Raw genomic sequence first — 21,908 nt, 5'->3', positions numbered from 1 at the left:
TTTTACATTCGTATTTGTTTCCATAAAAGTTATTTCCCTCCCTCAGATTCATAGTGAACCCAATACTTCGATGAGAAAAATATGAGTGCAGTTAATAGTCCAACAATAATTAACATCACCCAGGCCATTGCAGATGCATATCCCATATTAAAAAATTCGAAGCCTTGAATGAAAAGATAGAGTGAGTAAAGAAGTGTACCATCTAACGGACCACCTGTACCCTTTGAAATAATAAAGGCAGGTACAAATGTCATAAATGCAGCAATTGTTTGCATAATTGTGTTAAACAATATAACTGGACTTAGCATAGGCAGTGTTATTTTTGTAAACTTTTGCCAATGGCTTGCACCATCTACGCTTGCAGCCTCGTAATATGTTACTGGAATGCTTTTCAATCCAGCTAAGAAAATTAGCATCGATGATCCAAACTGCCATACAGATAATAAAATCAACATCCAAAGTGCAGCTGTAGGATCGCCAAACCAACGAACATCGGGAATACCTAAAAACCCTAAAAGTAAGTTAACAATTCCCTCATCACCAAATATATTTCGCCACATGATTGCTACCGCTACACTACCACCTATTAAAGAGGGTAAATAAAACAACGAGCGATATAAACCAACTGCTCTTGATGCTGTATTTAAGATCATAGCGATCATAAGAGCGAATCCTAAACGTAGCGGAACACCTGCAAATACATAGATAAGAGTAACTTTAAGAGATTGCCAGTATCTTGGATCCGCTGTAAACATTTTTTTATAGTTTTCAAGCCCAATCCAAGTTGGGGGAGCAAACAGATTATATTTTGTAAAAGAAAAATATAATGAGGTTAAGATTGGGATAAACGTAAACGCTAAAAACCCAATGATAAAGGGACTGATAAATAAATAGCCTTTTACACTTTGCTTCATAGCGCGTGCACTCATAGAATCATTTCCTTTCTCCAGAACTGAATTGGCAGTAAGACTGATAGCTGATCGTACAATTGATCAGCTATCCAGTCATTAAGCACTATTTATTTTGAGCTAAAATGCTTTCTGCTTGCTGTCTAAATTGTTTAGCTGCATCTTCTACTTTTAACTGACCATAATTCATTTGTTCTGATAAACTGTCTAGCATCTCAATAATTTCACCTGCTCCAACTGGATCTGGACCATCAAATGCCGAGCTGTTTTGTTCAGCCCACTCAACACTATCAAACACTTGAACTTGTTCAGGAGAAAGTACTGGTTTAAGAGCTTCTTTCACCACAGATGAACCAGGGATACCACGGTCACCTAAGATTAATTTGTTTGCTTCCTCATTGTTTACAAAGAAATCGATAAATTTAGCTGCTGCTTCTTTATGCTCGGAGTTTTCAGCAACAGACCAGAACATACTTGGTTTCAAATATAAACCGTCACTTGTGTTAGGCCCCGGCATGTTTTGAATTTTCAAAGGTCTGTTTGCAACTTGTTGTAATCCTACGAATTGATTTGACCATTGCCAAATACCAATTGCTTCTTGTTTTACAACAGGATCATCTTCAAGACCTTTTAACTGAGCTAAGTAGTCAGGAGTAGGTGCTGCACCATCTTTCACGATATCAGATGTCATCGTAAAGAAATCAACGAACATTTGATCATCATCATACCCTAAAGATGCGCCATCTTTACCGAATAATGATTTTCCTTGCGTTCTTAAATAGTAGTTAAAGAATACGTCTGCTTTCATCGTTGTATCTACAAATATTCCAGCATCTTTTGCTTTTGCTGCTAATTCCTTGTAATCATCCCAAGTCCAATCTTCAGCTAAAGAATCTACTCCAGCTTTCTTTAATAATTCTTCATCATAATGGAAACCAACAACGTTAACCCCTAAGTTAAAGCCGTATAACTTGTCATCAAGTTTTCCACCATTGATATAATTGTCCGTAAAATTCGTTGTATCAATTTGATTTCCAACATAAGGCGATAAATCAGCTAACTGACCGTTTTCAGCGTACTGTGAAAAGTACGAAAGATCCATCTGAATAATATCAGGTAATTGTTGAGCAGATGCCTGAGGTGCTAACTTCTTCCAATAATCATCCCAGCTTGCATATTCTGCTTGAATTTTGATACCTGGATTTTCCTTTTCAAACATTTCGATTACTTTTAGAGTGTAATCGTGTCGTGGTTCGGAGCCCCACCAAGCAATACGAAGTGTTACTTCCTCATCTTTACCACCTTCAGATTTCGTACCTGAGTCTGAAGAAGATTCACCAGAAGTACTACCGCTACAAGCAGCTAATGTAAATACCATAAAAACCGACATAAAAATTGCTAACCACTTCTTCATTTAACATCCCCCTTGTATTCATTCTTTGAAATCTTTGTTAACGCTTACAACCTTTATTTTATAGGGTTTACAAAGCTATTAAAATGTAAAAAACAGATAAGAGTGTTTAAAAAACAGTGAACTCTTACTACTTTTTTAAACAAAAAAGGACTGTCTACTCAAAGAGACAGCCCTTTTACCCAAATCTATTAATTTACTTTTTTATATTCAGACGGAGAATATCCAGTAAACTTCTTAAACACCTGACTAAAGTATTGGGGATTTTCACCGAATCCGATCATCTCAGCAATTGCAAATACCTTTACATCATCCATTAATTGAATTTGTTCAATCGCCTTCTTAATTCGTTCTTGTGTAACATAGCTTGAAAACTTCTGCCCTGTTTCTTGCTTAAACAGTTTACCTAAATAGTCCGCATTCATATAAACCTTATTTGCCACCCACTTTAGGGACAGCTCTGGATTTCCAATATTCTCTTCTACAAGATCAATCATCTTATGAATAACAGCTGAATGATTTGATTTATGTCTTTCATAGTGACCTTGTGTAATTTCTTTTGCTGTAGAAAGAAAGAAATGTTTCATTTGCTGGATTGTATCCATATCTACTAACACAGACATTTTATCCATATATTTTTGCATGCTCACTGAGTCTGATTGTTGAATCATCACTAAAAAAATCTGCATCACATAAGAACGCACTAAACTAATTGATAATCTACTTTCTGTTAGCTCATTGAAAAATTGAGAAATTTCACTTTCCACTTTTTCTAAATTGCCCGATTTTATAAACAAACATAAACTTTGACCATCATATTCATAGTCATTTATTCGATTTTCATGTGTTATGTCATTTTTCGTAATGATGCTTCCTTCACCTAAATAAAATCTATGCCCTAGACATTCAAGTGCTTCTAAATAAAGCCTTCTTACTTGTGTAATACAATCGACTTCACTTATTGCTACCGTCATATCCATTTTATAAATATCAAAAAAATGATCTCTTAATTGCTCAATTTTTTCCTGAAGATTATGAAAATCTTGCTCGTTTACAAGAAAGAGAACATTTTCTCCTATACTCGTTGATAGGACTGATTCTGAAAAAAGATCTTCACCCAGGTTTTCAATAACAAACATATGCTCATAATGATAATCACCTTCTATACGAAAGATAATTAACCTTATAAAATCTTCTTCGAAATTCACTCTTAATAGCTTTTCATAAAAATGTATTCCTCTATTGCTGTCAAACTTGCTTGTGATAAACTCTTTTAATAATTGCTTTTTTACATAAGGCTGTACTTGATCGAGACGACTTTTTGTTTCTAATAGAAATTGCTCTCTCTTTGCATCTCTTTTCAGTTCATCAATCACTTTGTTCAAAGCATCCATAATACTATTTTCATTACATGGTTTTAATAAGTAATGCTTGACTCCATATTCCATTGCTTGTTTGGCATAGTTAAATTCATTAAAGCCTGACAAGATAATAAACTTTATGGAAGGTTTCTCTACTGCCATTTTTTCTACTAATTGAAGTCCGTTCATTCCTGGCATTTTAATGTCACATATCACGATGTCAGGTTGTTCTTTCATGATAAAGTCATAGGCTTCCAAACCATTTCTGGCTGTACCAATTAAACTTGTTCCCAATTCCCCCCAGTTGATGATCCTTGAAATTCCCTCCAAAATAATTCTCTCATCATCAACTAATAACACCCTATACATAATCCCACCTCGTTTGATATGGAATAACGATGCATACCTTTGTCCCTTTGTTTACCTCACTGTCAATTTGCAGACCATACTCCGAGCCAAAAACAAATTTAATTCTGGAGTCTATATTACGTAAGCCGATTCCATTTCCTCTAGTCTTTATTTCACCTTTTTTAACTAATTCGAGCTGCTGCTCATCCATACCAGGTCCATTATCCTCAACGACCAGACGGAGCTTATCTCCTTCTTTGAATGCTAACAAACGAATTTCACATGGCTCTATCATCATTTCCAGCGCATAATGAATGGCATTTTCAACAAGTGGCTGCAAAATCAACTTTGGTAGCTTAGCATTTTTCACTTTATCGTCCATTACTAATGAAAATTCCAATCGCTCTTCAAAACGAAACTTTTGAATTGTCACATAGTGTTCGACCATCTCTACTTCTTGCTCAACTGTAATCACATCATCTTTTAAGCTAATAGCATTTCTTAATAAATAGCCTAAAGATTCAACCATTTTGGATATTTGCTGCTGCTGATTTACCTTTGCCAGCCAGTTAATAGATTCTAGTGTGTTATACAAAAAATGAGGATTGATCTGTGATTGCAATGCTTTAAATTCTGTATCTTTTATTAATAACTGTTTTTCATAATTTTCATTAATTAACTGGTTAATCCGTTCAATCATAACAAAGAAATTTCGATGTAACATTCCAACTTCATCCTGATATTGTGAGGGCTTAAAGTTTTCAGTAAGTTTAAAATCCCCTTTTTGAACAAACTTCATCGCTGAAACTAAGTTTTCAATTGGATTCGTAATTCTTTTAGAAAAACCAATTATTAAATATATAGAAGAAATAGAAATAGCTAAGAATAAAAAGATAACAAGAAACTTAATCATCGTAACCTTTGCAAACATTGTTCCAAAGGGTAGGACATTCCAATATGTCCAATTTGCATATGGAGATTCTGAATACGTAACAAAAAAGCTTCTTCCATAAATATTTTGTATTTGATATCCTTGTTTATTGCTGGCTGTAAAATCCAACTTATCAACATTAGTAGAATTTCCTTCTGAAAAGAAAATATCGTCTCCTTCTGAGATGGCAATATAACCTTCTTGATCTTCCCACTCTTTTGGTAGCTCTTTAACAATCTCGTGTAACTTAACATCAATTACTAATGTTCCGACCTTTTCAAGACTTAGATTTTCATAGGATTTTAGCTGTCTTACAGAAAAAATAGAATTTTTTGAGCTTTTTAGTGAAATCCATACATTACTTCCATTTCCTTTTGCAGCCTTTTCAATCATTTCATCTTTATGATCATACAAGTTTGCGGAGGGTACTCCTCCTGCACGATATTCCTTCCCAAAACGGTCAAAAAGATGAATGGATTGAATATATTTTTCGGAGCCAATATAGCTAGTAAGGGTTTCCCAAATTTCCTTTTCTATTTGATATTGATCATACTTTGTTAGGCTCTCGTCCTTTGAACGAAGCAATGCGTTTTGAATAACATCATCGCCCATTATTTTATAAGTAACTTCTTCAATATTCTTTAGCTCATCTTCTATTCTATTAGAAGACATAATTAAAACTTGTGAAGATTTACGATAAATTTGTTCATCATAACTATTAAATGCATATTGAAATCCAATGATAATAAACGTTAAACAAACAATTAATAAAATAGAAATAAAGACGATTAATTTATACTTAATTCTTAAATTCTTATATCTTGTTGAAATTCTTCGGTTTAAGTTCCTCATATATTAGAACTCCAATATCATCATTTTAATAGTAACCGCTTTCAATTCATTTCAAAGGATATCCCATTGTAGACATTAGCGCCAATCCTGGTTGAGTTGAATCTAATCGACTATACTGAACAATTATTGGCAGATCACTTTCCACTTCAATTGAATAAGGAACCCCTGTTGGAATAGTTTCCCCATTGTGCTCCAATTCTGTCGTACGTAAATGTTTACTTCTCTTCCCCTGAATAATGACAGGAATTTTCTCGATTGGATCACGGTCCTCAAAATAAATCGTAACTTCAAGTTTTGCATCTTGACCATTGCAATTTAAAATACAAATAGATTCATGGCTAATAAGTTCTCCTGAGCTTAATGGTGGTATATATCCATCTGGTATGATCCAATGTTTCTCGCCTTTTTGATTATTCAATAATATAACCTCCTGTAAGTTAGTATACTTTTAATATTTTTTCTAAAAACTTTAGGATGCGTTTGTCTCAACTTTCTTAACTACTATATTGCGCCATTTTCCTTGTCTCCACCTAAAAAGCATGAGAACTCCACGTAACCATTCATCAACAATAAAGGCAATCCAAATTCCAACAAGTCCTAAACCAACATGTATTCCTAACATATAAGCTAATGGAACACTTATCCCCCACATTGAAAGAACTCCAATAAAAACAGGAAAATTCACATCACCTGCTGCTCGTAAAGAGTTGATGACTACAGCATTAAAAGCACGACCAGGCTCGACTAGAGCAGTCAATAAAAGAAGGATACTCCCTAATTCAATAATATCATGATTGGTACTAAATAAGTGTAGGATCTTGCTACTAAATACATAAATGATAAGCCCTACTACTGACGTGATGCTAATAGCGATAATTAAACTATCTATACAACGCTTATAAGCATCATCATATTGTCTTGCACCAACTAGGTGTCCGACAATAATTTGTGTTCCTTGCCCGATAGCAAGTGAAAAAAGCAAGATAAGCATTCCTATATTCTGTACATAAACCTTTGTTGTCATAGCTTCTGTTCCAATCATCACAATAAATGCTGTGATTACAAGTTGAGAACCATTAAAGGAAAGATGTTCTCCAGCAGATGGAACACCGACCTTGAGTAATTTTTTTAATTCATCACTTGGGAATTTTCTAAACATAGTAATTGGGTATAGATCTTTACTCAATCGTTTATGAAATAGGAATAAAAGAATGAATAAGCCAATTGTTCTGCTAATAACAGTAGATATGGCCACACCTGTTACACCAAGCACTGGAAAACCAAAAATACCGAATATAAAAAGAGAATTCCCTATTATATTCACAAAATTAATTCCAAGTGTGACAAGCATAACATCTTTCGTAAAACGATAACTTCGCAATATTGCTCCGATTGTCATCATACCCGATTGCAAAAAAATTCCTCCGCCTACAATTTGTAAATAAAGAGTGGCATCATGAAGAATATTTTTTGAAACACCCATATACATTAACAGTTTACTGCCAAAGAAAATGAGAATAAAGCTAATCATAACTCCTAATAAGACATTGAAAAAGAGCGATACAACTGCAATTCGACGTGCGTCTTTTGGAATTTTTGCACCAAGAAACTGAGCAATTAATACACTTGTTCCTGTTACAATGAAGCCAAACATAACAATCATAATAGATAGAATTTGATTTGATACTCCAACAGCTGCAACTGCTTCATCTGAATACTGACTAAGCATGAGTGTGTCTGCATTTCCCATCAGCATATGCATGGTGGTTTCTACTAGAATAGGCCAAGTAATTGCAAACAGAGAGAGCTTTTGCAGTGAGTTATCCTTATTCTTCATGCAGATCATCCTTTGAAAAATTATTGCACCATTCTTCTCCTGTTTGCTTAAACAATTGTAATGTTTAGTTATGTTTCATTATAATAGAAGCACTTTCATTAAAACATTTAATTTTCCGACGATAATGATTAGAAAACAGTGTTCATGATAAATAAAATCAAAAAAAATCTCCTCCAAAAGAGAAGACTTCCAACTTATAAAACAAATGCAAAATAGGCAATAAAAATAAGTGCTAAAACATAGACAATTGGACTGATTTCCTTCTGCTTTTTCATTGCAATCATTGTAATCGGGTACATGATAAAACCAAGACCGATACCAGTTGCTACACCGTAAGTTAGTGGCATCATGATGATCGTGACAAAAGCTGGAATCGCAATCTCAAAACGCTCCCATTTAATATGACGTACTTCACTTGCCATTAATGCACCAACAATAATCAAAGCAGGTGCTGTTACCTCTGACGTAACAATAGAGAGTAGAGGCGCGAAAAATAGTGCAATAGCAAACATGCCTGAAATCACAATAGATGTAAAGCCAGTTCTTCCACCGGCTGCTATCCCTGCAGATGATTCAATGAATGATGCTGTTGTTGATGTACCTAGAACTGACCCTGCAACAGATGCTGAGGCATCTGCTAATAGTGCTCGTCCAGCATTCGGAATTTTGTTGTCTTTTACTAATCCCGCTTGGTTAGCAATCGCAATCAATGTACCTGCTGTATCAAAAAATGCTACAAATAAAAACGTAAACACAACAGCTACTAACTCAATTGAGAAAATATCTCCTAGCTGCATGAAAACAACCCCGAATGTTGGCTCCAAGCTAGGGATCCCACCAATAATAGCTTTTGGCTTATCAATGATCCCAAAAAACATTCCTAAAATAGATGTAATCACCATTCCGTAAAAGATGGCTCCGCGTACATTTTTCACCATTAGAATAACGGTAATAATAAAGCCAACAACCGCTAATAAAGTTGGACCAGAGTGAATATTTCCTAACATAACAAAAGTTGCTGAATTTGCGACTACAATCCCTGAATTTTTTAAACCAATAAACGCAATAAAAAATCCAATACCGCTTCCGATTGCATATTTTAAATCCTGAGGAATCACTTCAATGATTTTTTCGCGAATTTTAAAAATACTTAGCAAAACAAACAGAACACCTGATATAAATACACCTGTTAAAGCTGTTTGCCAAGGAATGCCCATCCCGATGACAACTGAATAGGTAAAAAATGAATTAAGCCCCATACTAGGTGCTATCCCTATCGGATAGTTTGCTAAAATCCCAATTAATAACGTACCGATAATCGCTGAAACAGCTGTTGCTGTAAAAACAGCCCCTTTGTCCATACCTGCTTCTGATAGTACAATTGGGTTTACAACTAATATATAAGCCATTGATAAAAAGGTTGTAATACCAGCAAGAAACTCTTGGCGATAAGTTGTTTGTCGATTTGAAAACTGAAAGAACTGCTTCATGTTGACCTCCTGAATTATGCTAAAAAAGCTTTAGAGTTGGATTACCCTAAAGCACACATAACAAGAATTACATATCGACAATTCATATGTAATCCTTGTAGTCATGCTATTTAAGGTAGCTTGGTAGAAACGTTTAGGCCATATCCCTAAACATATACAAGGTTGATATATTATATTAATATAAGTTGATATTATAGAGAAAAATAGCAGATGCGTCAATGTAAATATTTTGTATTACACGTCAACTAGAGCTACGTGACTTTGACTTTGAACAATAACAAAAACCTCAGACGAGCCAAAACTCATCTGAGGTTTTTCAGTTTTTTATTTATTTTATTAACAGAGTATAAATCAACAATGAACACTAAAACCAACTATTTCTTCCTGTTTCTTTACTCACACAACCTTGCTAATCTCAAAGTGACGTTCTAGTTTACGTTTTACACGTTGAAGAGCATTGTCAATTGATTTAACATGTGTATTCAATTCTTCTGATATTTCCATATATGATTGTCCGTCCATATATAGAGTCAATACTCTTCTTTCCAAATCACTTAGCAATTCATCAATCTTCCGTTCTATTTCGTTCACTTTTTCCTTATTAATAAGCAAAGATTCAGGATTTGTTACTTTTTCCCCTGCAATCATATCCAGCAACGTATAGTTAGAATCTTCATTAGTAAGAGGCTTGTCCAAGGAAATAGATGAATTTAATGGACCATGCTTTTGGCGAGAAGCAGTTTTAATTGCAGTTATAATTTGTCTAGAAATACAAAGCTCAGCAAATGCATAAAAAGAAGCCATTTTGTCTTCACGATAATCACGAATCGCCTTATATAACCCGATCATTCCTTCTTGAACAAGATCTTCTTTATCGGCTCCTATTAAGAAATACGGCCTAACCTTCGAGCGCACAAAATGCTGATACTTGTTAATTAAAAAGGACAATGACTCGCTGTCACCATTATGAGCCATCTCGACCAACACTTTATCCTCTAATCCAGCATAATCGACAATTGGTTCTAATACAGTGTTCATTGATTTGATTTCCCTCCATACTCTTCTTATTTTAAGCCCAGTTCGAGCTTTATTATTTTAAATTTTTAATAGTTTATAAGTTAACAAGAAATATATCTATACTAAATAATTTCTATACTATTTTTCCACAGACAAATGTGATGTAGATATAAGTATAAGGGGTCAAAAATAAAAACGTTGTCGAAATATAAACACTAACTACAATTTTTATAAATTTTTTGATTAGATCTATCATTCAATAGGTTTATTTTCAATTTGTTGCATTTTCATGTAAAGAAATGAAATGAAAACACTCGAAAAAATCAAATATATTGTCATTTAGAAGGAAGATAATTGTTCTAGTAATCATCTAACATTATTTTTCGGGAAATAATGACAAGAAATAAAATAAGCTCTCACCATTTTAGAGAGAGCTTACGATATACTATTTCAACAACTCTACTTTAAATAAAACACTTCCCTCATCGGTTTAATTGGTTCTGCCTCATTAAAATCAAAAGAACCTTCCACCATTTGTGATGTAATGGCATTCCACTTGTTACATACTTCACTTTGAGCGATATATTCAAAAGCAGCCTCTACATCATCACATTCAAAACAGTAGAAAAATTGATTACCATTTTGAAAGATGGAATAATTTTTAATACCTGCCTTACTATGCTCCTCCATCATTTCAGACCAAGGATTAAGATGTAGTTCTACATACTCTTCTAGGTCTTCTTCTTTGATTTTCCAAGTCCATGCAAACTTATTACTGTTCTTCATCGTCATATCTCCCCCTATATTTTTTTAATTGAAAAAACTAAGCCAAAATTTGAATGGCTTAGTTTTAAAGTATCATGAATCAATTAATAAACATCTTTCCATTCAGCGATGTTTTCAGCATCAAATTTAAATGGGTCGCCAAGCATAATTTGTGTGCCTTCTCCATCTTCTACTACTTCCTGGCTTCCTTGATCACCTGCTTCGAATGATTCTCCAACTTCTCCTTTAATTGTCCCTTCAACTAATGCATGTGCAGTATAACCCGCTACTTCTCCTACATCAATTGGATTCCATAAGTACATCCATGGTGAAACACCGCTTTCAATATAGCTAACCATTTCACTTGGAAGTCCTAATCCGGTCAGTTTCACTTTTCCTTGTAATCCTTTATCTGTTAATACTTTACCTGCAGCAGCGATTCCAACTGTTGTTGGAGCAATAATCGCTTTTAAATCAGGATAAGACTTTAATAAAGCTTCAGTTTCAGACACACTTTTATCTCTTAAGTCATCTCCATAAGCGACTTTTACTAACTCCATTTTGCTATACTCAGGCTTTTCAAGTTCTTTTTTCATCCATTCAATCCAAAGGTTTTGATTTGTTGCTTGTGATGTTGCACTTAAAATGGCAATCTGTCCTTCTCCACCAATCATTTCACTTACTGCTTCAATTTGAATACGACCAATTCTCTCTGGGTTTGCTTGATTCACATGAATATGACGGCTGTTTGCATTAACAGCAGAGTCTACTGAAAGAACTTTAATGCCTTGGTCCATTGCTTTCTTTAATACGGGCTCTAATGCATCTTGATCATTACCAGCAATGGCGATTGCAGCTACTTTTTGCGTAATTAATTGTTCAATAATTTGGATTTGCCCTTCAGCTGTTGGCTGATCTGGTGAACGTAGGATTACTTCTCCACCAAGCTCCTCTACAGCAGCCTTAAAACCATCCATCATTTTTTCCCCGTAAGGATTCCCAGTATTTTTAAATACAAATGCGTACTTATTTGAACCACTACCTTCTTCTGCTCCACCTTCACTTGATGCCCCCCACTAGAAGGTGCTCCTTGACTACAACCTACAAGGATAGAAGCAAGTAATACAACTGATAAAATCATTGATAAAAACTTTTTCATTTTATCTCTCCCCTTTTTGTCTTTTCATTTATACATAACAGTTAATAACTGCGTATAACGTGGTTATTTTCTTTTCATAAAGCTTGGTAACTTAATTTTTGGAACGGCCACAGCTAAGATAAGCAACGCTCCAACAACAATTAATAATGTTTGAGCAGGGATATTAATAAGCCCTAGTCCGTATTGAAGGTATCCAATAATAAATACCGCAATAACAGTACCAATTATTTTCCCCTTTCCACCTGCTGTACTAATACCACCTAATGCAGCCATAGCAATAACATCCAGTTCATACATGTTTGCTACATTAGGTCTCGTACTTCCCATTCTTGAAGCTAAAAATAATGCTGTTAATCCAGCCATAAGACCTGCCAGTGTAAATACAATCATTTTCATTCGGTCAACTTTGACACCAGAGAATCTGCTTGCCGTTGGGTTTTTACCCATTGCAAAGATTTGTCGGCCAAACGTTGTTTTATGAAGAAGAATTCCAAACAGGATAGCCATGATGATAAACAAGATTAAAATAAATGGAATTCCGAAAACATAGCCCCAGCCAAAAAATCCAAACCATTCTGGAAAAGTACCTGATGATTGATCTTCCAATATCACGTAAGCGATTCCACGATACAAGATCATTGTTCCTAAGGTAACAATTACAGCAGATAACTCTTTAAATTTCACAATTAATAGACCATTTATGAATCCACATAGCGCACCCACCGCTAAACAGATGACTACAGCAAGTTCCATAGGTACTCCTAAGCTGTTATACATTGTTGCCATCACAACAGATGACAGGGCAACCGTTGAACCAACAGAGATGTCAATATCACGCAAAATCATAATCATTGCCATCGGAAAAACAATAAACGCTTTGTCTAGAAAAATCATTGTGCCGTCTCGTAAACTAGCATAATTCAAAAAATACGGTGATAGATTTGAGTTGATAATCATAACTGCGAATAAAATGATGACTAACATCCATTCCCATTGTAAGAAAAATCTCTTAAGGCTAAAGTCTTTTTTATCAAGAAGATCTCGATGTATATAACCTTGCTGATCAAGTGATGTTCTTTGTTCCATGGCTTATATTTTCCTCCTCATCAGATTATTTCGATCAACACCTCTTTTAACTAGGGTGTTTATGATAACAGCAACGAGGATGATGAGACCTTGAATACCTGTTTGCCAAAATGGTGATACATTTAATAATGGCAATGCATTATTTAAGATTCCTAAAAGAATGGATCCTAGAATAATTCCAGAAATCTTTCCTGATCCCCCAGCAATACTAACTCCACCAAGGATACAAGCCGCAATAACCGTTAGCTCGTAACCGGATGCTGTATCACCTTGTGCAGATGCAAATTTTGAAACCCAAAGCACACCTGAAAGTCCTGCAAATCCACCCATAATGGTATAAACAAGTAATAATATTCGATCTTCCTTTATACCGCTTACTTTTGCTGAATCAGGGTTACTACCAACTGCATAAATTTGTCGTCCTGTTCTTGTGTGGTTAATGATATAAAAGAATAAAAGGTAAATAACGATAGCTATAAAAATTAAATTATTAATACCAAATGTTGTACCTGTTGCAATAGAGACAAAGCTTTCTGGCATTTGGTAAGAACTAATCCATTCTCCCCCGCTAATTTTAAATGTGATTCCTCTAAAAATATTCATCATCGCCAATGTAGCAATGATCGGGAGTAATCCGATTTTCGCAATTAACACCCCATTGATAGCTCCACATACCATCCCAATGACAATTCCTAACAAAATAACAAGAAAAGGATGTAAACTTTGATACGTACTCACTGTCTGAGCAGCAATCATTCCAGAAAGTGCTATCGTTGATCCAATTGATAAATCAATACCTCTCGTTACAAGTACAAGCATCATTCCGAGTGCTAAAATACTAAGAATGGCTGTATTTGTCATCATGTCATTAATATTCTCTCCACTTAGAAAACTGGAGTTTCGTAGCTGAACAGCTATTGATAGGATTATAATGAAAGCAAGTAAACCAAGTTCCCTGAATTTATATATGTTTGCTAGCTTCGACGTCTTTTCTGCATGCGGCTGTATACTTGTTGAGTCTTGTATGACATTTTCAGGCATACTCTTCACCTCTTTTTCTATATCAATCTTTAACCAACTTCTTTTTCTTTCCCTTCGCTCATTGCCGCTTCTAAGATGACCTCTTGTGTGGCATCCTTTTTGTCTAATACTTTCGTTATTCTTCCTTCTCTCATAACAACAATTCTGTCACTCATCCCTAATATTTCCGGCATCTCAGATGAAATCATAATAATCCCGTAGCCTTGAGCTGCTAAATCATTAATAATGTCATAGATCGCTGATTTTGCTCCAACATCAACACCTTTTGTTGGTTCATCGAGAATAATGATGTCTAAGTCAGCTGTAAGTAGTTTTGCTACAGCTACCTTTTGTTGATTTCCTCCTGACAAAGAGCTTACTAAGTCAAAAATACTTGTTGCTTTTACATGTACTTTTTCAGCCAATTTTTTTGCAAGTGTTGATTCTTTCTTTTCATTCAACCAACCTTTATTTGAAAGTTCCTTCAAAGCAGGCAAAGTAATATTTCTTCCAATTCCCCAATCCAAGACAAGACCCTGTAATTGACGATCTTCTGGTAAATAACCAATACCTAAATTCATGGCACTCTTAGGGTTTTTAATCGAAATCTGTTGACCTTTTAAATAGACTTCTCCACGGTCATAGCTTGTAATGCCAAACAATGATTGACAAACCTCAGTACGCCCAGCTCCAACTAAGCCTGTTAAGCCAAGAATTTCTCCTTTGTGAAGGGTAAAGGAAATATCTGCATAATAGCCCATTTTCCCTAAGTTTCTCACTTCAAGTAGTTTTTCACCGATTTTGTTTTTCTTTGTTGGATAAACTTGAGTAATTTCACGTCCAACCATAGCTACAATGAGTTGATCATTGGTGATTTCGTTAACTCCCCAAGAACCGATATATTTAGAATCTCGAAAAACAGTCACTTGACTTGCCAGACGATACATATCTTCAAAACGATGTGAGATAAAGATGATCGATGCTCCTTGGTCTCTTAACCGCTCCGTAATTTTATATAACTCTTCGCTTTCCCTTGCTGTTAAAGCAGCTGTCGGTTCATCCATAATGATAATTTTTGCATTTGTAGAAATCGCTTTTGCAATCTCAACAATTTGCTGCTGCGCCACACTAAGTGAACCCATTTCAGATTTTGGATCAATTGAAGAACCTAAATCTTGTAAAATAGCTCGAGCCTCTTTATGCATTTCTTTCCAAAGCAGGCGCTTCGTTCCTTTTTGAATCTTTTCGTGTCCCATAAAAATATTTTCTGTTACACTCAAATCCGGATAATTAGTTACATGTTGATAAATGGCGGCAATTCCCTTTTTCTGTGCATCCTTTGGATTTGTAAATGACACCTTTTCGCCATTTAAGAACATATCTCCTTCGTTAGGTGCGTGAACACCTGTGATGACTTTAATAAATGTTGATTTACCAGCACCATTTTCCCCCATTAGGGCATGTATTTCTCCTGCTTTGAGCTTAAAATGGACATTATCAAGTGCCTTTACACCAGGAAACTCCTTTGTAATTCCATTTAGCTCAAGAACATAGTCAGACATAGTTTCACTCCTAACCAGATGATATCGCTTATAATATCGTTAATTGCTAAACACTTTAGCTTGTAATTTTCTTTAATTGTTATCGCTTACATACATCTTAATAAACATTGAATTGTTGTAGTAGGAGACGATTTTCGGTTTAGGGGGTTAACTTTCTGATGTTTTTAAAAACAATAAAAAAACTCCCTTTTCATAGGGAGTCAGCTTTGGTCCAAAAAGACCTTCTCTTTATATTTTGATGGTGTTTCACCGTAATGCTTTTTAAATAGCTTACTAAAATATTTCGTGTCTGAATATCCAACTTTCTCTGAAATATCATAAATTTTAAGGTTTGTGTTTACTAGAAGATCTCGTGCTTTTTCAATTCGTGCTCTTGTTACAAAGTCTAGTACCGTTTCCCCGGTTTGATTTTTAAAGTATTCACAAAAATACGTTGGATTCATATAGACTTGACTTGCAATTTTTTGGATCGTGATGTTCTGTTCTAGATGTTTTATAATCCATTTTTTTGCTACATCAATGTGTTCAACATGTTGTACTTCATTATTCCGTATGATAATACCAAGAACCTTTTTAATCCAATGGTACACTTCATTTCTTAACTCTAGAAGGTTCCCGGTTTTCTTAATTAACCCGAACAACTCATCCAGCAAAGGTATTTCATCGTTTTCTTGAGAATGCTTCATAATATAATTGATCATTCGGATTCCAAACACTTGTAGTGATTGCTCAATTTCTTCAGGAGAGCTTAGTGTTTGAAACATATTTAAGAAATTGGAAATTTCGTGGTTTATTTTGCTTTGGTCTTTACTATCCAACGATAAAAGGATTTTATTTATCCTATTTTCAATTTCTTTACTATTAGATCCCTTTTTATTACTTTTACACTCTTCAATGGTCGCACTTGTAATGACCTGGTTATGCCCAAGAAGCAAACGAAATTGAATATAAGTAAGCAATTCTTCCTTCAAACTGGCCAGTAATGTGAGATCATTTATTTTTCTACTAACTGCAATTGAACATGTAAATGGCGTGTACTTCTTAATATTTTGTTTTACCTTATCCGCAAACTGAATTGTCTCACGCACAAAGGATTCTTCTTGGATAGAATCTTGACCATGTAGGAGCATCCAAAAGGATAAATCTTCTCCCTTCCATCTCCATATAATATTAAAAGAAGAACTTAAGTTCTCTGTCATTTCTTCACAAATATTATCTAAGGCAAAGCTCCACGCTTTCCAATCTTCCTTTTGAAATAACTTTGACTTACTTGATAGATTATCCATGCTTATATACATTAGCAGGTATTGCCCATTCGGAAAATCCTTTGTCCATTCAAGTTGAGACAAGTCCTGCTTCCAGGTCATTTCACTTAATAACTGCAATTGCTTCACATGAGTTAGTTGTGATGCTTTAAGCTGTACTTCCTCTAGATACTGTGAGTCATGCCAGTTGGAAACAATTTTGTTTTTTATCTTTTCTAATTGTTTGTTAAAATCATCGCGATCAATTGGTTTAATTAGATAATCACTTGCCCCTTCCCGAATGGCTGTTTGAAGAAATTGAAAATCATCAAAACCGCTAATGACCATAGCATGAAAGGAGGCTATTTGCTTTAGCTCTTTAATTAGAGTTAACCCATCAATCCCAGGCATCTTTACATCAGTTATTAACAAATCAAAGTGAAGGTTTTGCTCTTGAACAAGCTTCAAGCACTCGTCACCACTGCTAAAGCTTCCAACTATCTCCCAATCTTCACCTTGAGCTTTAACCAATCTTTCAACGCCACGTCTAAGTCGGGCTTCATCATCAACAAGTATTGTTTTAATACTTCTAGGCAATATCCTCACCTCCCGTCATGTCTAGCACTTCTCCTTCTGTTACCATCGGTAATTTTAAAATAACCTCTGTTCCTTCATATGTTCTACTATTTACTTCCAGCCCGTATGGTTCACCGAAAATCATCGAGATTCTTGCATGAACATTAATTAATCCAAAGCTAGAGTCTCGTCCTGCCATTGGGTCTTTTCGAAGAGAAGTATTCAACTTTTCTAATACCTTTTCATTAATTCCAGGTCCATTATCTTTTATTCTTATTACGATTTCATTATCTGAGGTTTTATCAATCGTGATGATAATGATGCATGTCTCATGTTGATCAAGACCATATTTAATCGAATTTTCTATGATGGGTTGCATAATAAATTTTGGAATATAAAACTGATTGGTATTAACGTTTTCATTAATTTCAAACGAAATTCGATCTTCAAATCTAAATTTTTGGATCGTTAAGTAATTGGTTGTATGAGTTAATTCAAATGAAATCGGAACAACTTTGTCCTTGTTATTAAGGGAATATCGTAACATTTTCCCTAATAACGTTACCATTTTTATAACAGACTCTGTTTCTTCTTCCTCAACTGCATATCCAATTGTTTCAAGCGTATTGTACATAAAATGTGGATTAATTTGTGATTGTAAGGCATATAGCTCTGCATTCTTCTGCCGCAGTTCAATTTTGTAATTCTTTTTAATCAATGTGTTGATTTCGGTAATCATCGAATTAAAGCTTTTTGCTAGGGTTCCAATCTCATCTCTTGAATGAATTGAAAGGTCCACATTAAAATTACCTTTTTCAACCTGCTTCATTAATTTTGTTAGTTTTTTTAAAGGATTTGACACATTCCAAGCAAGAATAATTGAAATAACAATGCTCAAGAAAACAACAATTATAAACGCAATGATTGTTCCATATCGAACCGCGTCTGTCTCCTTTGTTAGATCTTTTAATGCGATACTATGGAATACTCTCCAATCATATTGGTGAAAACCCTCCGTACTTATTAAATGATTTTCATCTAATAACGTCGTTTTAAAGCTTCCATTAATATTCGGATAGCTCTCATTTTTTTGATCATATTCTCCAATTAATGTAGGGTTTGTATGGTAAATAATTCTCCCATCAGGATCTGTTATCCAAATGTTTGAGTTCTTATCTTCCTTTAAATTGTTAAGAGCTTTTTCGAAAAAAGACAAATCTATTGCAATAAGAATCGTTCCGAGATTCTCCTGATTCTCATAATCTCTCAATTGTCGCATCAGCACAATGAAAGGTGGATTACCTTTAAATTCTAAATTTGTTTGATAAGGAAGAATGATTTCTTCCCTCCCATTTAGTTCAATATCCTGTCCGTAAGGTAAAGAAGAAGATTCTAGTCCTAATCCGGTAAACGATGTTTTTGTACTCGTAAATAATCTGTTTTTGGATAAAAGAAAGACACCGAGTATATCACTGTTTCCCCCATTAATATATGTTCTTGAAAGATAACTATTTACTAAGAATTCATCTTTTAAAATAGTAGACTTATTTTGAAAAGAATCCTTACGAAGAACCTCTATAACTTGAGAAGAATTATATAGTGCATCCGGCAGCTGTCTTACTTCATTTAATTGATTTTCAATATTTTCATTTGCTTGTTCTAATAATTTTGGGATATATTCTCCAACTTGCTTCTCGATTGACTTTGTATACTGGCTATAAGCGATATAACCTATTATCGAGATTGGAATAACGGTTAGAATCATATACGTAATCATTAGCTTTGTCATTAATTTATAGTTTCTTAAACTAAGATGTTTAAAAATCATATTGATCAACATTTTCCTTTGTAAAATCGATTGGTTCTCCCATTATGACAACATCGTCAATTCTTCTAATTTTTCCAACACCAGGAATCTCCTGATTATCATAAGGATAAGAACCCGTTACAATGTTCTTACTAAGTGCAACTGTTAAATAACCTAGCTTTTTCGGGCTCCATAATGTAATAATTTGAGCAGAGCCATCTTTTAAATATTCGTTCATTGGATTTGGAGGCGACAAACCTACTACCGCTATTGAACCCGCTTTTCCGGTCTCTTTTACTGCTTGTGCCGCAGCCGGCGGTCCAACCGATGAGTTGCCAATAATTCCTTTTAGGTTAGGATAATCTTTTATCAGCTGCTTAGCGATTAAGTATGCCTTATTAGGGTCATCATCTGTAGCAGCAATTTCCACTAATTTCATATTAGGATAGTATTCTTTTTGATGCTGCTTAATCCACTTCAACCATTCATTAAGATTTGAGGCTGAATTTGCTCCTGTCATTATTGCAAATTCCCCTTGTTCATCCACATTCCATGCGAGTGTATCCATTAAATGTCTTCCTAAAGTTTCAGGATTAACCATATTGATGAAAAAATCTCTTGCTTCCGGCATCGTATCTGCATCCCATGTAATGACCTTAATTTGATGATTTTGTGCTTTTTTTAAGACAGGAACTAGCTTTTCTGGATCATTAGCAGATACAGCAATAACATCTACTTCCTCATTTTGTATAAGTTCATCAATGATTTTTATTTGATGCTCGGAATCTGCGATGGTTGGACCTTTATAAATGACCTTTACTCCTAAGTCCTTCCCTGCCTCCATTGCTCCTTCTTCAACCGCATTAAAATATGGTATATTTATGACTTTTGGTATAATGGCAACTGTATAATCAGAAGGCTGCTGCTTTTCATCGTCCTGTTGTGATGGTTCATTTGTATACAAAACCTTATATTCATTTTTGTTAGCCGCACCAAAGTTGCAACCGCTTACAAATAACAACAATAAAACTTGAAAGGAAAAAAGCTTTTTAACCATCATTGTCCCCCTTATGAGACTTATTATCTATATATTATACTATTTCTTTTTATTTAAAGAATACCATATGTTTGATTTCTTTTGAATATTCTATGATTTTATTTGTTATGAATGATTTTTTATATGAGTCTTTCCAGCTATTAGTAAAGTAAATTATTCAAAATCGAAAAAGCACAACGCAATATCATTTTTGTTGTGCTTTACTCAATTTGTCTATTTAATTATCTTTGCGACAGAACTTCCTTTTCGTACTTTTTCACATCTTCCAACCAAGTTTCCTTTACAGGAACACCCATTTGCTCACAATAGTAATCCCAAATTGCTCCAAATGGATATGTTTTAAACTCTTCCATTAAAGCTAATCTTTCCGTAAAGTTTCCTTCTTCTTGAAGCTGTTTTAAGTGATTGTTTGGTACAAGCATTGCGTATAGTAAAGATTTAATCATATTACGAGTTCCGATCGTCCATGCTGCTACACGGTTAATGCTTGCATCGAAGAAATCAAGACCAATCATCACTTTGTCTAATGCATCATTACGAACGATTTCAAGTGAGATTTCTTTTAGCTCGTCATCAAGTGTAACAACATGGTCACTGTCCCAACGAACTGGTCTTGAAACATGCAATGCTAGTTTATCGCTGTATAAAAGCATAGAAGAGATCTTGTTAGATACCATTTCAGTTGGGTGATAGTGTCCAGTATCTAATAAGCATAGCTTGTTATTTTTTAATGCGTAACCCATGTAAAATTCGTGAGATCCAACAACATATGCCTCTGAACCAATGCCAAATAATTTACTTTCTACAGCATCGATATTGTATTGCTCATCAATTTCAACTTCAAAAATTTTATCTAGAGACTCTTTTAATCGAACTCTTGGTGTTAGACGATCGCTTGGTACATCTTTATAACCATCAGGAATCCAAACATTCGTCAAAGCTGGTGTTCCTAATTCTTTCCCAAAGTATTCAGCAATTTTTCGGCTAGCAATGCAGTGATTAATCCAAAATTCACGGATTTCTGGGTCTGGATGTGATAGTGTTAGGCCATCAGCAGATTTTTCATGTGAAAATAATGTTGGGTTAAAATCAAGTCCTAGTCCGTGTTCTTTTGCCCAGTTCACCCAGTTTTCAAAGTGTTTAGGCTCTAATCTGTCACGCTCTACAGCTTCACCATTTGTTTCAGCATAAATAGCATGAAGATTTACACGGTGTTTTCCTGGAATTAATGATAAAGCCTTTTCTAAGTCACTTCTTAATTCTTCAGGTGTTCTAGCTTTGCCAGGGTAATTTCCTGTAACGTCAATTCCTCCAGATAACTCCCCTTTGTTTACTTCAAAGCCACCAACATCATCGCCCTGCCAGCAATGAATTGAGATTGGTACTTGTTGTAGTTGTTGAAGCACTTCATCAACATTAATTCCCCATTTTTCATATTCTTTCTTTGCTAATTCATAGCTTTCTTTAACTGACATAT

The 21,908-nt window shown here is 34.7% G+C and carries 18 protein-coding genes and 1 riboswitch; all 18 genes read right to left on the bottom strand.

What is annotated here, in order from left to right:
• Positions 1-29: 29 nt before the first annotated feature.
• The 18 genes from D9842_RS00665 to rhaA all read right to left on the bottom strand — a co-directional run bounded on the left by D9842_RS00665 (position 30) and on the right by rhaA (position 21,906).
• Positions 30-929, bottom strand: a complete 900-nt coding sequence (locus D9842_RS00665) for a carbohydrate ABC transporter permease (RefSeq protein WP_121660817.1) — start codon at positions 927-929, stop codon at positions 30-32.
• An 85-nt stretch (positions 930-1,014) separates the two neighbouring features.
• Positions 1,015-2,322, bottom strand: a complete 1,308-nt coding sequence (locus D9842_RS00660; RefSeq protein ID WP_121660816.1) for an ABC transporter substrate-binding protein — start codon at positions 2,320-2,322, stop codon at positions 1,015-1,017.
• Positions 2,323-2,510: 188 nt separating this feature from the next.
• Entirely contained in the window at positions 2,511-4,049 is a 1,539-nt protein-coding gene (locus tag D9842_RS26465) for a response regulator transcription factor (RefSeq protein ID WP_162987256.1), read from the bottom strand.
• Entirely contained in the window at positions 4,042-5,811 is a 1,770-nt protein-coding gene (locus D9842_RS00650) for a cache domain-containing sensor histidine kinase (RefSeq protein ID WP_121660814.1), read from the bottom strand. The genes D9842_RS26465 and D9842_RS00650 overlap by 8 nt, the downstream gene beginning before the upstream one ends.
• A gap of 46 nt (positions 5,812-5,857) precedes the next feature.
• Positions 5,858-6,229 carry a sensory rhodopsin transducer gene (locus tag D9842_RS00645; RefSeq protein ID WP_121660813.1) on the bottom strand — a complete coding sequence of 124 codons (372 nt, stop codon included), beginning with the start codon at positions 6,227-6,229 and terminating at the stop codon, positions 5,858-5,860.
• Between the two features lie 51 nt (positions 6,230-6,280).
• The gene (locus tag D9842_RS00640) at positions 6,281-7,648 is read right to left on the bottom strand and encodes an MATE family efflux transporter (RefSeq protein ID WP_121660812.1); all 1,368 of its coding nucleotides are present in this window, start codon (positions 7,646-7,648) and stop codon (positions 6,281-6,283) included.
• 194 nt (positions 7,649-7,842) lie between these two features.
• A complete protein-coding gene (locus tag D9842_RS00635) occupies positions 7,843-9,138 on the bottom strand; it encodes an NCS2 family permease (RefSeq protein ID WP_121660811.1) in 1,296 nt (431 codons plus the stop codon).
• A 78-nt stretch (positions 9,139-9,216) separates the two neighbouring features.
• Positions 9,217-9,318, bottom strand: a riboswitch (purine riboswitch).
• Positions 9,319-9,534: 216 nt separating this feature from the next.
• Positions 9,535-10,176, bottom strand: coding sequence for an RNA polymerase sporulation sigma factor SigH (sigH, locus tag D9842_RS00630; protein ID WP_121660810.1), 642 nt, complete (start codon positions 10,174-10,176; stop codon positions 9,535-9,537).
• Positions 10,177-10,614: 438 nt separating this feature from the next.
• The gene (locus D9842_RS00625; RefSeq protein ID WP_121660809.1) at positions 10,615-10,941 is read right to left on the bottom strand and encodes an L-rhamnose mutarotase; all 327 of its coding nucleotides are present in this window, start codon (positions 10,939-10,941) and stop codon (positions 10,615-10,617) included.
• Positions 10,942-11,024: 83 nt separating this feature from the next.
• Positions 11,025-11,897 carry a rhamnose ABC transporter substrate-binding protein gene (gene rhaS, locus D9842_RS00620; protein ID WP_257535963.1) on the bottom strand — a complete coding sequence of 291 codons (873 nt, stop codon included), beginning with the start codon at positions 11,895-11,897 and terminating at the stop codon, positions 11,025-11,027.
• Positions 11,897-12,079 (bottom strand): hypothetical protein, encoded by a 183-nt coding sequence (locus tag D9842_RS26135; RefSeq protein WP_257535962.1) that lies wholly within the window; start codon positions 12,077-12,079, stop codon positions 11,897-11,899. The genes rhaS and D9842_RS26135 overlap by 1 nt, the downstream gene beginning before the upstream one ends.
• A 63-nt stretch (positions 12,080-12,142) precedes the next feature.
• Positions 12,143-13,165: an ABC transporter permease gene (locus D9842_RS00615; RefSeq protein WP_121660808.1), complete on the bottom strand. Its 1,023-nt coding sequence runs from the start codon at positions 13,163-13,165 to the stop codon at positions 12,143-12,145.
• A 3-nt stretch (positions 13,166-13,168) separates the two neighbouring features.
• Positions 13,169-14,206: an ABC transporter permease gene (locus tag D9842_RS00610; RefSeq protein WP_121660807.1), complete on the bottom strand. Its 1,038-nt coding sequence runs from the start codon at positions 14,204-14,206 to the stop codon at positions 13,169-13,171.
• Positions 14,207-14,235: 29 nt separating this feature from the next.
• The gene (locus D9842_RS00605) at positions 14,236-15,747 is read right to left on the bottom strand and encodes a sugar ABC transporter ATP-binding protein (RefSeq protein WP_121660806.1); all 1,512 of its coding nucleotides are present in this window, start codon (positions 15,745-15,747) and stop codon (positions 14,236-14,238) included.
• Between the two features lie 200 nt (positions 15,748-15,947).
• The gene (locus D9842_RS00600) at positions 15,948-17,588 is read right to left on the bottom strand and encodes a response regulator (RefSeq protein WP_162987255.1); all 1,641 of its coding nucleotides are present in this window, start codon (positions 17,586-17,588) and stop codon (positions 15,948-15,950) included.
• The gene (locus tag D9842_RS00595; RefSeq protein ID WP_162987254.1) at positions 17,581-19,395 is read right to left on the bottom strand and encodes a cache domain-containing sensor histidine kinase; all 1,815 of its coding nucleotides are present in this window, start codon (positions 19,393-19,395) and stop codon (positions 17,581-17,583) included. The genes D9842_RS00600 and D9842_RS00595 overlap by 8 nt, the downstream gene beginning before the upstream one ends.
• The gene (locus D9842_RS00590; RefSeq protein WP_121660803.1) at positions 19,385-20,431 is read right to left on the bottom strand and encodes an autoinducer 2 ABC transporter substrate-binding protein; all 1,047 of its coding nucleotides are present in this window, start codon (positions 20,429-20,431) and stop codon (positions 19,385-19,387) included. The genes D9842_RS00595 and D9842_RS00590 overlap by 11 nt, the downstream gene beginning before the upstream one ends.
• A gap of 221 nt (positions 20,432-20,652) precedes the next feature.
• A complete protein-coding gene (gene rhaA, locus D9842_RS00585) occupies positions 20,653-21,906 on the bottom strand; it encodes an L-rhamnose isomerase (RefSeq protein WP_121660802.1) in 1,254 nt (417 codons plus the stop codon).
• Between the last annotated feature and the right edge of the window lie 2 nt (positions 21,907-21,908).

The sequence above is a fragment of the Metabacillus litoralis genome, from assembly GCF_003667825.1.
Classification (GTDB): Bacteria; Bacillota; Bacilli; order Bacillales; family Bacillaceae; genus Metabacillus; species Metabacillus litoralis_B.
Note: the sequence above shows the minus strand (reverse complement) of the source record. Positions and strands in the feature narration are given on the sequence as shown.

Bases quoted from the DNA above. Each gene is read 5' to 3' on its own strand.
- D9842_RS00665 (WP_121660817.1), bottom strand. From the start codon at position 929: ATGAGTGCACGCGCTATGAAGCAAAGTGTAAAAGGCTATTTATTTATC.
- D9842_RS00660 (WP_121660816.1), bottom strand. From the start codon at position 2,322: ATGAAGAAGTGGTTAGCAATTTTTATGTCGGTTTTTATGGTATTTACA.
- D9842_RS26465 (WP_162987256.1), bottom strand. From the start codon at position 4,049: ATGTATAGGGTGTTATTAGTTGATGATGAGAGAATTATTTTGGAGGGA.
- D9842_RS00650 (WP_121660814.1), bottom strand. From the start codon at position 5,811: ATGAGGAACTTAAACCGAAGAATTTCAACAAGATATAAGAATTTAAGA.
- D9842_RS00640 (WP_121660812.1), bottom strand. From the start codon at position 7,648: ATGAAGAATAAGGATAACTCACTGCAAAAGCTCTCTCTGTTTGCAATT.
- D9842_RS00635 (WP_121660811.1), bottom strand. From the start codon at position 9,138: ATGAAGCAGTTCTTTCAGTTTTCAAATCGACAAACAACTTATCGCCAA.
- sigH (WP_121660810.1), bottom strand. From the start codon at position 10,176: ATGAACACTGTATTAGAACCAATTGTCGATTATGCTGGATTAGAGGAT.
- D9842_RS00625 (WP_121660809.1), bottom strand. From the start codon at position 10,941: ATGAAGAACAGTAATAAGTTTGCATGGACTTGGAAAATCAAAGAAGAA.
- rhaS (WP_257535963.1), bottom strand. From the start codon at position 11,897: ATGGATGGTTTTAAGGCTGCTGTAGAGGAGCTTGGTGGAGAAGTAATC.
- D9842_RS26135 (WP_257535962.1), bottom strand. From the start codon at position 12,079: ATGAAAAAGTTTTTATCAATGATTTTATCAGTTGTATTACTTGCTTCT.
- D9842_RS00615 (WP_121660808.1), bottom strand. From the start codon at position 13,165: ATGGAACAAAGAACATCACTTGATCAGCAAGGTTATATACATCGAGAT.
- D9842_RS00610 (WP_121660807.1), bottom strand. From the start codon at position 14,206: ATGCCTGAAAATGTCATACAAGACTCAACAAGTATACAGCCGCATGCA.
- D9842_RS00605 (WP_121660806.1), bottom strand. From the start codon at position 15,747: ATGTCTGACTATGTTCTTGAGCTAAATGGAATTACAAAGGAGTTTCCT.
- D9842_RS00595 (WP_162987254.1), bottom strand. From the start codon at position 19,395: ATGATTTTTAAACATCTTAGTTTAAGAAACTATAAATTAATGACAAAG.
- D9842_RS00590 (WP_121660803.1), bottom strand. From the start codon at position 20,431: ATGGTTAAAAAGCTTTTTTCCTTTCAAGTTTTATTGTTGTTATTTGTA.
- rhaA (WP_121660802.1), bottom strand. From the start codon at position 21,906: ATGTCAGTTAAAGAAAGCTATGAATTAGCAAAGAAAGAATATGAAAAA.